The organism is Pseudoalteromonas shioyasakiensis, from assembly GCA_013391845.1.
Lineage (GTDB): Bacteria > Pseudomonadota > Gammaproteobacteria > Enterobacterales > Alteromonadaceae > Pseudoalteromonas > Pseudoalteromonas apostichopi.
In genome coordinates this window covers 1024387-1035925 of record CP058414.1, presented here as the reverse complement: position 1 = coordinate 1035925, position 11539 = coordinate 1024387, and the positions used below count along the sequence as shown (strand labels likewise).

The 11539-nt window shown below is 41.4% G+C and carries 8 protein-coding genes; 3 read left to right on the top strand and 5 right to left on the bottom strand.

What is annotated here, in order from left to right; all coding sequences use genetic code 11:
* Positions 1-56: 56 nt before the first annotated feature.
* From HYD28_04745 to prlC, 5 genes are all read right to left on the bottom strand, one after another.
* Positions 57-530 (bottom strand): peroxiredoxin, encoded by a 474-nt coding sequence (locus HYD28_04745; GenBank protein QLE08327.1) that lies wholly within the window; start codon positions 528-530, stop codon positions 57-59.
* Between the two features lie 106 nt (positions 531-636).
* Positions 637-2562, bottom strand: a complete 1926-nt coding sequence (locus tag HYD28_04740) for a methyl-accepting chemotaxis protein (GenBank protein ID QLE08326.1) — start codon at positions 2560-2562, stop codon at positions 637-639.
* Between the two features lie 283 nt (positions 2563-2845).
* Positions 2846-3601, bottom strand: a complete 756-nt coding sequence (locus HYD28_04735) for a class I SAM-dependent methyltransferase (protein QLE08325.1) — start codon at positions 3599-3601, stop codon at positions 2846-2848.
* Positions 3602-3644: 43 nt separating this feature from the next.
* Entirely contained in the window at positions 3645-4823 is a 1179-nt protein-coding gene (locus HYD28_04730) for a response regulator (GenBank protein ID QLE08324.1), read from the bottom strand.
* 109 nt (positions 4824-4932) lie between these two features.
* On the bottom strand, positions 4933-6984 hold the full coding sequence (gene prlC / locus HYD28_04725) for an oligopeptidase A (GenBank protein QLE08323.1): 2052 nt from the start codon (positions 6982-6984) through the stop codon (positions 4933-4935).
* A gap of 151 nt (positions 6985-7135) precedes the next feature.
* On the opposite strand from prlC, the gene gorA reads away from it, so the two are divergent.
* From gorA to HYD28_04710, 3 genes are all read left to right on the top strand, one after another.
* A complete protein-coding gene (gorA, locus tag HYD28_04720; GenBank protein QLE08322.1) occupies positions 7136-8497 on the top strand; it encodes a glutathione-disulfide reductase in 1362 nt (453 codons plus the stop codon).
* A 119-nt stretch (positions 8498-8616) separates the two neighbouring features.
* The gene (locus tag HYD28_04715) at positions 8617-9663 is read left to right on the top strand and encodes a helix-turn-helix transcriptional regulator (GenBank protein ID QLE08321.1); all 1047 of its coding nucleotides are present in this window, start codon (positions 8617-8619) and stop codon (positions 9661-9663) included.
* 90 nt (positions 9664-9753) lie between these two features.
* Entirely contained in the window at positions 9754-11535 is a 1782-nt protein-coding gene (locus HYD28_04710; protein QLE08320.1) for a hypothetical protein, read from the top strand.
* Positions 11536-11539 lie beyond the last annotated feature (4 nt).

The following is an 11539-nucleotide window of genomic DNA, read 5'->3' as shown; positions in this document are numbered from 1 at the left end:
TCAGCCGGACTTACGTCCGGCTTTTTTGTATTTACTTAATTAAGCACGAATTGCTATTAAAGTTTTTCTAGCACAGATTCAGCGCGGCTCACAACAAACTCTTTATCTTGTTCAACAAAAAGCCCTGTTACTATTTGGTTTTCAACGATCATCGCGTAACGCTTTGAGCGCACACCACCAAAACTTGCCGTATCTTTATCTAAACCAAGTGCTTTAGTAAAGCTGGCATCACCATCAGCCAACATACGAATGTGCTCAGCATTGTGCGCTTCACCCCATGCTTTCATTACAAATGCATCGTTTACCGATACACAGTAAATTGCATCAACGCCTTTGGCAGTAATTTTATCAGCTAAGGTGATAAATTCTGGTAAGTGAGCATTAGAACAGGTTGGTGTAAATGCGCCAGGCACGGCAAATAACACCACTTTTTTATCTGCAAATAATGCCTCTGTTGATAAGGTTTGCATACCTTCACTAGTTAATTCGCTAAGGGTTGCTGCAGGTAAAGTTTGGCCTTGTTCGATCATCGTGATTCCTTGAAAGAAAATAAGAGTACAGAGTATATACCCAAAAAATTGAATACCGCATGATTTAAGGGGAAACAATGCAAAACATTGTTCGCCCTTTTAAGTGTTATAAACCTAAGCTGGATTTAATAGTGTGCATTTGCTCTTGTAGGCGCAGCTGAATATCACTAACCAGTGAGTTCGACTCGCTTACTTGCCCCTTCATGCTTTGCATTGATTGGCTAAAGTTTTCGAGTAAAGCATTTTGCTGCTTAGCAAGCTCCATAGCATCAAACGCTACTTTATTGGCATCTTGCGCGTTGTCAGCTACGCCTTCTGAGTTACGTTTAAGCTCTTGGGCATTTTGTGTTTGCAGCTCGGCATCATTAGCCAACGCACTAATTTGCTCTGATACCATGGTTGAATTTTCACTTAAGCGGTTTAGCTGACTATTAATATCATCAAGTGAACCTTGTGTTTGTCTGGCAAGTTTTCGGACTTCGTCCGCTACAACCGCAAAACCTCGACCATGTTCACCGGCACGAGCCGACTCAATCGCTGCATTCAGTGCCAATAGATTTGTTTGTTCAGCAATGTTTTTGATCACCTCTATGACTTGGCCAACATCATCAACCCCTTTTAATAGCTCTTTTAAGCTATCAAGACCTTGTTCAACGCGCTCTTCAGTTCGAGAACTTGCGGTTAACATGCTGTCGGCAAAACCTAAGCTTTGCTCCATCGCCCCAAAAGTTTGTTTAGCATTATCAGCAACTTGACCATTTATGTTATTGACCTGCTCACCAATGTGTTGAATATCAGAAAGTAAACCTTGGTTTTGTTCAACCTGAGAATGGCTGGCATCCGTTTGCTGTGCAATGGTATGTAAGTGCTCGCTCATCTCTAGCATAAAGTCATTAATAACCTTCAGCATTTGTGCTCGTTCTTCTGCCTCACCACGCTGACGCTCAATCAGTTGATTAAAGTAATGGGCAATTTCACCTATTTCGGTTTTCGGGTTTTTACTCTCGATGTTTTTAAGCTCATTACTTTCAATTAAGAAAGCAAAACCATCACGTAATTGGCGCAATGGGTTAAGCACTTGGTTACGCTGTACAAAGTAAACACCCCCCGCTAAAACCACCAGCATGCTAATGGCCACACAGAACACGATAAACACTTGTTGCTTAAGATTACTTTGTTCATCTTTTAACTGTTGCTCAGCACCAAGCACCGTCGCAGATAGGGCTTCAATCTGTTCTCGAAGTGCTTGCATGCCAGTTTGACGTTGCTTAGCTTGCTCAAGAGTGGATGCTAAATCACGTGGGAAACGTTTAGGCCAGCTACTTAGTTCAGCTTTAATATCACCGGCTAAGTCTTCAGCTTCTTCACCAAAAAACAAAGCGTCTTCATCCACTTCGCTCATAACACCTAGGTTTTCAAGTCTATCGATTTTAGCAGCAAGGTCATTTAGGTTTTCAACACTTTGATTGAGGCTATTTTTAGTGTCTTGATCATAGTTAAGCACTAACTTGTATGTATACAAAGCGAGTGATGTAACTTCGCTGTAGTAGTCAGCAGCAAGTTGATAATACTCAAGTGCAAGCACTGTTTGCGGCTCGGCTTTGCTTGCATAGCCAATTAACGATGAGGCCGAACCTGCCATTTGCCTTAACGAGTTATCGAGCAGCGCCATTTCGTTACCCGATAGCTTACCTAAAGCACGATACTTACCATTAATGTCTTTATCGAGCGCCGTCAGTTGGCTATTTAGTTGGCCCGCCAAGTCATTAGATAGCTCAGTTAAATGCTGCTTTTTAACATCGCTTATTAGCGTTGAGGCTTTATTTAAGTGTTGGCTGTCACCTTGCTCTAAATAATCATCAAGGTAACTTTTTAAATCAATAATGATGGTGTTTTTAAGCTTATTATAAGCGTTATCTTGCTGCTCTAAACCGAGTAAAGTTTGACTAGCCCAGAACAGGGTTGCTGCCAGTAAAATACTAGCGAGAGTGAGTAAAACGGCCAATAGCCGAGTAAATGATGACACGCGCATAAACGATATTCCCAAGTAACGTTACGCGCGTAGAATATTAACCTTTTATGACAATTTGATGTAAACCGTAAAAAATAACAGGTAAAAACGAATCAAACTAAGCTAAAAGGGTTACATAAATACCAATTTGCTTAATTAAGGGGTCTATTTTGAGGCAATAAAACCTCGTCGATAACAAGGCAAAAATTTCGCTATTAAGTTGCTCTTAATGGAAAATTTTTAACGCTGGTAGCGGTAGGTTTAATCCCTCAAAATGATTAAGTATTATTGCGGATTAATGGTATTAAACCATTGCTGCCTTCACATACACATCAAAGCGGTTCTTTTTAGTTTTGATTTGCATACTCGGGGTTTTATCATTTAGAAATGGGGCGTAATCTGGGCGCTTTACGACTACTCGTTTACTAGCAAGCGGATAAGCAAAATCAAGAAGATCATCGGCATCGTTATCTCCGCCCACAAGCTCTTGGAATACTCGCATTTCTTTTTTAACAAGGGCTGACTTTTCACGATGAGGAAACATAGGATCTAAGTACACAACATCTGGTGTATCGCTGCACTGCGCCAGTAAAGTATGGCTTGAGCCAAACACTAGGCTCATGTTTTCTTTCATCCAAGGACCAATTTCAGCATCGTTATAGGCGCGTTCTAGACCATCAAATAAAAGCGCAGCAACAACAGGGTGGCGTTCATGCAAAATCACCTTACAACCTAGCGATGCCAGTACAAAGCCGTCGCGGCCAAGGCCTGCAGTGGCATCAAGCACCACTGGCGTGGCACCTTTGTTTAACCCTACAGCCTTTGCAATTGCTTGCCCTTTACCACCACCAAACTTACGGCGATGGGCGGCAGCACCGGTTACAAAATCAACATGGATAGCACCAAGTTTTGGCTCGTCCTTTTTCTTTAAGCTGAGACCCTGATCGTCATAATGAAGCGAAAAGCCAACATTCTGCTCAGCCCACTTAGCCAAACCAAAACGCTGTTCGATGGCATCTAAATAAGGACGCATTTCTTTAAAAGGACAATGAATTACCACGCAAAACTCCGAGCTAAATTATTCGGCGCCAGTATAGCATGGCTTAAAATAGCTCGATATCCGTTTGTGAAGTGACATCTTCGGTCTCACTCGGTTCAGCCATTTTTTGTAAGCTAGCTAAAAGTTCACTACGCGATTCGATAATATGCTTTAGCTGATACTTTATAAACGCTAAGTCTTCATTGAGCGAGGTAAACTGCAATTGAGTTTGTTTTAATTGCTGTAGGTGAAATGCGACTTCTTCACTACTTGATAAACCACTTTGTTCAATTGACTTATTTAGCTCATCTAGTTGGGCGGCAAACTTTTCAACAGCACGTTCGCGCGAATCACTGTTTTGGTACATTTGATCAGATAACTCATTAAACGAGTTACCTATTTGCTGCGCCTGAGTCAGTGCCCGCTCATTGTTTTCCATGTCTTGTACTTTAGCGTTAGTCACTTCAAGAATATGCGGAAATAAATCTTTATAACGGCCATAAAGCTGGGCATCATCAAGTGGCATGTTTTTAACCAGCATCGACACTTTAGGGTAATTAATAATTGTGCGATGGCTAAAGTCAACAAAGCGATTTGCATCACGGTGTTTTTCGAGTAGCTCTTGCTCTAGTGGACACACTCCGCCCTCAGCACTACAAAATACGCCAATATCTTGATACCAAAACGCCAGCACTACATCGAGCTCCATCGGATTAAAAAACTCAAACATATGCTCAGATAACGCTTTGATATCGTGTGCATGATAGCTCTGCCCAACGTAGCGCATTATACGACCCATATCGCCTGAATCTGTCATCGCGATTTCGGCAGTGATTTGCGCTCGCTCTACATCACTTTTAAGCTTTTTAGAGTGCTGACGATATTGATATAACACGCGAATACGTGCCATGAGCTCTTCAGCATTAAATGGTTTTACAATGTAATCAGCTGCACCTGCGTTATAACCTTTTACACGGTCAGGTAAATCAGCTTTACCCGACAAAAACATCACAGGCGTATCTTTTGTTTGCGGGTTGGCTTTTAATTCGTTACATACCTCAAAGCCCGTTTTACCCGGCATTTCGATATCAAGTAAGATGATGTCAGGGTTGTACTTTAACGCCTGTCTTAATCCTTCGTCGCCATTTTTAGCATGGATCAGTGTGCAGAAGCCCGATAGCGATTCCTCAATCACATGATGGATATATTTATCATCATCAATGGCTAATACCAGTTTTGACATGCTTAATTCCTATAAACTCTTTTTTAAGAAGAATAGTACGAGAGCGTAATTTTGCGAAGAAATATTAATAAAAAAAGCGCCTTACGGCGCTTTAAATCAACAAAAATTATTATGCAGCAATGCCGCTATGTCTCAGTAGTGCATCGACTTGCGGTTCGCGTCCTCGGAACTTTTTAAATAACTCCATAGGCTCTTCACTACCCCCTTTCTCTAAAATGTTCTTTAAGAAAGCTTCGCCCGTTGCAGGGTTAAAGATACCTTCTTCTTCAAACTTAGAAAACGCATCAGCCGAGAGCACTTCAGCCCACTTATAAGAGTAATAACCTGCGCTATAACCACCCGCAAAAATATGGCTAAAGCCATGCTGAAAACGGTTAAACGCTGGCGCTTTAACAACAGCAGTTTTACTGCGCACCTCGTCAAGTGTTGCTTGAATATTACATGGCTCACCCGCTTTGTAAGTATGGTGAATAGTAAAGTCAAACAACGAGAACTCTAGCTGACGCAGCATTTGCATACCTGATTGGAAGTTCTTCGCCGCAAGGAGTTTATCTAATAACTCTTTTGGTAACGGCTCACCTGTTTCATAGTGACCCGAAATAAAGCTCAGCGCTTCTTCTTCGTAACACCAGTTTTCAAGGAACTGACTTGGTAACTCAACCGCATCCCATGCAACACCGTTAATACCTGCAACCGGCGCAGCATCAACTTGCGTCAACATATGGTGAATACCATGACCAAACTCATGGAATAAAGTTGTCACTTCATTATGAGTAAACAAGGCGGGCTTATCACCCACTGCTTTATTAAAGTTACACACTAAGTAGGCAACAGGGGTTTGTAATTCGCCGTTAGCACGTACTTTACGACCCATGCAGTCATCCATCCACGCACCTCCGCGTTTGCGATCGCGGGCGTATAAATCAAGATAAAAGCGACCACGTAAGGTATTGCTGCTGTCGTAAATTTCGAAGAAACGTACATCAGGGTGATAAGTATCAAACTCTGTTACTTCTTTAACACTAATGCCAAATAAACGATTTACTGTAGTGAATAAGCCACTTAATACTTTATTGGCTGGGAAATATGGGCGCAGTACTTCATCAGAAATCGCATACTTCTCTTGCTTAAGTTTTTCGCCATAATAAGCGTAGTCCCATGCAGCAAGTTCCGTCACACCGTGCTTGTCTTTTGCATAAGCTGTTAGCTCAGCAAGCTCTTGCTCAGCTTGCGGTTTTGACTTATCAGCTAAATCTTCTAAGAATGAGAAAACTTGCTCAGGCGTTTCTGCCATTTTAGTTGCCAGTGACATGTCAGCGTAGCTGCTAAAGCCAAGTAACTCGGCAAGCTCATGACGCAGTGCAAGCTCTTCGCTCATAATGGCAGAGTTATCAAATTCACCAGCATTAGGGCCTTGATCAGAGGCACGGGTCACAAACGCAGTGTAAAACTCTTCACGTAACTCGCGGTTATCTGCGTAGGTCATAATAGGTAAGTAAGATGGAAAGTCTAAAGTAAACACCCAACCTTCTAGCTCTTTACTTTGTGCGGTATCAGCACCAAGTGCTAAAGCAGACTCAGGTAAGCCAGCCAGTTCACTTTCATCAGTAATGTGTTTTTGCCAAGCAAGTGTAGCATCCATAACATTGTTGCCAAACTTAGAAGCCAGCTCAGATAAACGCGCACTGATTTCGCCATAACGTTTTTGTTGTTCAGGTTTTAAAGCAATCCCAGAGAGCTCAAAATCACGTAATGCATTAGTAATGGTTTTTTGTTGGGCAATCGTTAATGATTTAAATTCATCGCTATTATGAAGTGTGTTGTAAGCATCGTACAAACCTTGGTGCTGACCAACAAACGTTGAATACTCAGATAACAATGGCAAACATTGCTCATAGGCTTCACGTAACTCATCACTGTTAACGACTGAGTTCATGTGTGATACCGGTGAAAATAGGCGTGATAACTTGTCATCAGCTTCCTCAAGCGGAAGTACCAAATCATTCCATGTGTATGATTTGGTTGCCAGTACCTCATCGATTTTAGCGCGGCACTCAGCAATTGCCGCTTTTACTGCTGGCACTACGTGTACAGGTTCTATTTTAGAAAACGGCGGAAGCCCTTCTAAACCAATGAGTGGGTTATTTTCTGCAATTGTCATTTTTGTTCTCAAATTTTATGCGAAGATGATTTTGAAGTTGGGGCGAATTGATGAAATACAAGGGGCTTAACCTTGGTCTTTATTATGCTATTATCAAGTTATTACTAAATCGATTAATTAATAAAAAATTATCTATTTTTGAGGACAAACTATGGCTCAGCATTTTGATTACATTGCAATTGGTGGTGGTAGTGGCGGTATTGCCTCTGCAAACCGTGCAGCAATGCGTGGCGCAAAAGTCGCTCTTATTGAAGCAAAACACATGGGTGGCACTTGTGTAAATGTCGGTTGTGTTCCAAAGAAAGTTATGTGGCACGGCGCACAAATCGCTGAAGCTATTAACGCATATGCACCTGATTACGGCTTTGATGTTGAGTTAAAAGGTTTTAGCTGGGCTAAATTAGTTGAAAGCCGCGAAGCTTACATTGGTCGTATTCACCAAGGTTACAACAAGTACTTATCTAGCAATGGTGTGACTGTGATCAATGGCTTTGCTAAGTTTGTTGATAACAAAACAGTTGAAGTTGACGGTGAACTTTACACCGCAGATCATATCCTTGTTGCTGTTGGTGGTCGTCCTACTATTCCTAACATCCCTGGCGCTGAGCTTGGTATTGATTCAAACGGCTTCTTCGAGCTAGACGCACAACCTAAACGTGTTGCTGTGGTTGGTGCAGGTTACATTGCCGTTGAAATCGCTGGTGTACTTCATAGCCTTGGCACAGAAACCCACCTGTTTGTTCGTAAAAACAAACCACTACGTACTTTTGACCCGTACATTATTGATACGCTTGTCGATATCATGGTAAAAGAAGGCCCTACGCTTCACACTGATTGCACTCCAAAAGAAGTAATTAAAGAAAGCGATGGTAGCTTAACAATTCACTTTGAAAATGGTCACAGCCAAAACGTTGATGAAGTTATTTGGGCAATTGGCCGTACACCAACAACTGACAAGATCAACCTTGCAGCAGCAGGTGTTGAAGTGAACGAAAGCGGTTACGTAAAAGTAGACGAATTCCAAAACACCACCGCTGAAAACGTCTATGCAGTAGGTGATATCATCGAAAACGGTATTGAACTTACGCCAGTAGCCGTTAAAGCAGGTCGTATTTTATCAGAGCGCTTATTTAATAAAGAATTACCTGATGATTTAAAAATGGACTACGAGCTAGTACCGACTGTGGTATTCAGCCACCCGCCTATTGGCACGATTGGTTTAACAGAACAAGAAGCTATTTCGCAATATGGTGCTGAAAACGTAAAGGTTTATAAATCAAGCTTTGCAGCAATGTACACAGCGGTTACTCAGCACCGCCAAGCTTGTAACATGATGCTGGTGTGTGCTGGAGAAGACGAAAAAGTTGTTGGCTTACACGGCATTGGCTTCACAGTTGATGAAATGATCCAAGGTTTTGCGGTTGCCATGAAAATGGGCGCAACAAAAGCAGACTTTGATGCTGTTGTGGCTATTCACCCAACAGGCTCAGAAGAGTTTGTGACGATGAGATAAGATTAGCTTTAAGCTAAATTAAAACCTTGTGGTGCTGCCACAAGGTTTTTTTATGCCTATGATTACAAAGTGATGATGAGTTGTTAAACTCAGTTAAAAGAATAAGAACGTAAACTACTTTGCAATCAATCACTTTATTCCCTGTACACCTTGTACAGAGTATCTTTCTGTTCCAAATGTTATTTGGTGCATTATTAATTAATAGCCAAAAACAAAGTCGTTCCTTGGTACTGCTATTTGTATTTCAAGGCTGTGTATGCGCCTTTAACCTGTTAGAAGGGTTAGGCCTTTCTGATTACTTAATCACACCGGCATTTACATTACTGTATGGGCCTATGATTTACTTTTTTACCTTGTCGATTACAGGTAAGCAGCCCTTTATAACATCACACTACGCGGTTCACTTAATTCCTGCGGCTATTTCCTTGGCCTTTACCCACTACACGCAGGAGATCATTTTACTCGGTTCGCTCAGTCAACTTGGCTACTTCTACTTTGCTTATGGCACTTTAAAGGGCTACCACAAACAACTTATGCATGCGCGCTCAGATGCTGAGAGCCTTAAATTAAAGTGGCTGATCAAAGCATTATTTATTTTTGCCATTATTGTCGTATTCGATTTGCTGCGTATGAATGTGCAACCAATCACGCCGCTCGATTTAAAGATGCACTGGTATTTATTAAACGAAATACTGTTACTGCTAATGTTTAGCTTTTTGTTGTTTCACACCATCAAAAATAGCTTTCAATTCGAGCCAGTCACATTGCCTGAAGAACCCGAAGCTGAACAAACTGATTCGTCTGACGAGCAACTTGCGCAGCAAATTTTCTCAACCATTGATAACTTGATTATTAATGAATCGCTTTATCGACAACCTAGGTTGTCATTAAACGACTTAGCAAATCAAACTGGGCTCGGTAGTAAAGAAATATCTTGGGCTATTAACAGCACAACGGGGAACAACTTTTGTGAGTACATCAACCAGCATAGAGTGAATGATGTTAAACGCGAAATAGAGCAAGACTCATCTCAAAAACTCAGCCTGATAGAACTGGCATTTCAAGCTGGCTTTAATTCTAAATCGACTTTTAATGCAGTGTTTAAAAAAGAAACGGGATTAACGCCGAGTCAATTTAAGAAGCAAACACTAAAAACCTGCTCATAAAACAGACAAAAAACGTCCTAAATCCTGTTTTAGGACGCTTTTTTACAGCCCTAACGCTAATTTAAACAAAAAACAACTTTGAGACTCCAGATGTACAAGTCCTATTTTTTACTACTAACATTGTGCCTATTAATAAGCTTTTCGAGCTTTGCTTTAGCAACGAATCACTCTTTAGAAGTAACGAATCAAGCCTTAAAAGTGCAACCAAGTCGTGTTGGTGCAAGCGACCCAATCGCTTACTTTCAATCGAAAACAACGGCTATAGAATTAGCTAAACAACAAAACTGGGCTCTGGTGAATAAACTCACAAAACAGCTCATTAATGAATATCAAAATGATGGCGATACTTGGTATTTACTTGGTCTCAGTTATTTTCAATTGGCTGATTATCAAAATGCCAGCAATGCTTTGCAACGCGCACTTGCAATTGGGACTAGCTTAAAAGGCATTCCTAATGGGGCCAGTAACCCTAACGATTTAATGGTGAAAATTGCAGAGGCATACGCAGGGCTTAACAACCAACAGCAAGCAGAATATTGGCTTAAAAAAGCACTGGCAGCAAGATGGGATGACCGCCCAACACTTGCTGGCACCAGCTTATTTAAATCTGGTACTAATCCTCACTTTGAACGCTTTGCGCAATCAGCCAGTTACAAATCACTTGCAGGTAATGATTTAAATACTGAGCTCAATCGAGATCAAAAATGGCGCGCCGATTTAGCGTTTTTAGTTGCAGAGATTAAACGTTTACACGTGGCAATGTATCAAAACATGAGCTCACAACAGTTTGCAGAAAAAGTAGCTGAGATTGATAAATCGATTCCTGATCTGACTGATCAGCAAATTGTTTTTCAGTTTATGGAGCTAATTGCGTTACTTGGCAATGGTCATAATCTATTGATCCCAGCATGGGGTGAAAAAGGCAACTTTCAGCAACTACCATTTCAGTTTTATCAATTTAGTGACGGCTTATACATCACCAAAGCAAGTAGCGATTACCAGCAATATGTTGGCCATAAAGTTGAGGCATTTGCCGATACACCAGCCCAGCAAGCTCTTGAGTTAACTAAACGTGTTAATGCTCGCGATAATGAAATGCAAACCCTTTGGCTGGGACCATATTATTTAAGTTTGCTTGATGTACTAAACGGGCTTGGCATTAGCAAAGGTAACGAGGTAACGCTCACGCTCAGCTCGCCAAAAGGCGCTCTCACCACAGTTACACCAGCGCTCAAGCCAATGCAATTTGCAGGTTTTCCTAAGTTACCAAAACTTGCTGAACACCCTACGCTTAGATACTTAGCGAAAAACAACACACCGTTTTGGAGCGAACAAATAAAAGCGAATAAATTACTGTATGTACAATTCAATGATGTACGTAATAGCAAAGATCTCACCCTTGCTGAATTTGCTATGCAGCTACAAGCACAAATCAAACACGATGACATTGAGCATATGGTGATAGACCTTCGCCATAACAGTGGTGGTAATGGCTCGCTCACCCCACCTTTGGTAGCAACGGCCGCATTTTTTAAAGTATTAAAGCCACAAGGAAAGTTATTTATATTAATTGGCCGAAATACATTTTCGGCAGGCCATGATCTAGCAGTTAAGATTACCAATATAGTGCCAGCAATTTTTGTAGGTGAACCATCAGGCACCCGCCCTAACGTGGCAGGTGAAGCAGGCTGGTTTAACCTACCATACAGTAAACAAACAGGCCTTATTTCGAGCCAATTCCACCAGCAAAGCAGAGCTGAAGACCATCGTATTTGGTTAGCGCCCGATATGCCAATTACGCTTTCTGCAAAAGACTACTTTGCAGGTGTAGACCCAGTAATGGATGCTGTTTTAACCATAACCAAGCAATAAACAG

What these genes read in the sequence shown, in the direction of transcription:
- HYD28_04745 (QLE08327.1), bottom strand. Translation starts at nt 530, where the DNA reads ATGATCGAACAAGGCCAAACTTTACCTGCAGCAACCCTTAGCGAATTA.
- HYD28_04740 (QLE08326.1), bottom strand. Translation starts at nt 2,562, where the DNA reads ATGCGCGTGTCATCATTTACTCGGCTATTGGCCGTTTTACTCACTCTC.
- HYD28_04730 (QLE08324.1), bottom strand. Translation starts at nt 4,823, where the DNA reads ATGTCAAAACTGGTATTAGCCATTGATGATGATAAATATATCCATCAT.
- prlC (QLE08323.1), bottom strand. Translation starts at nt 6,984, where the DNA reads ATGACAATTGCAGAAAATAACCCACTCATTGGTTTAGAAGGGCTTCCG.
- gorA (QLE08322.1), top strand. Translation starts at nt 7,136, where the DNA reads ATGGCTCAGCATTTTGATTACATTGCAATTGGTGGTGGTAGTGGCGGT.
- HYD28_04710 (QLE08320.1), top strand. Translation starts at nt 9,754, where the DNA reads ATGTACAAGTCCTATTTTTTACTACTAACATTGTGCCTATTAATAAGC.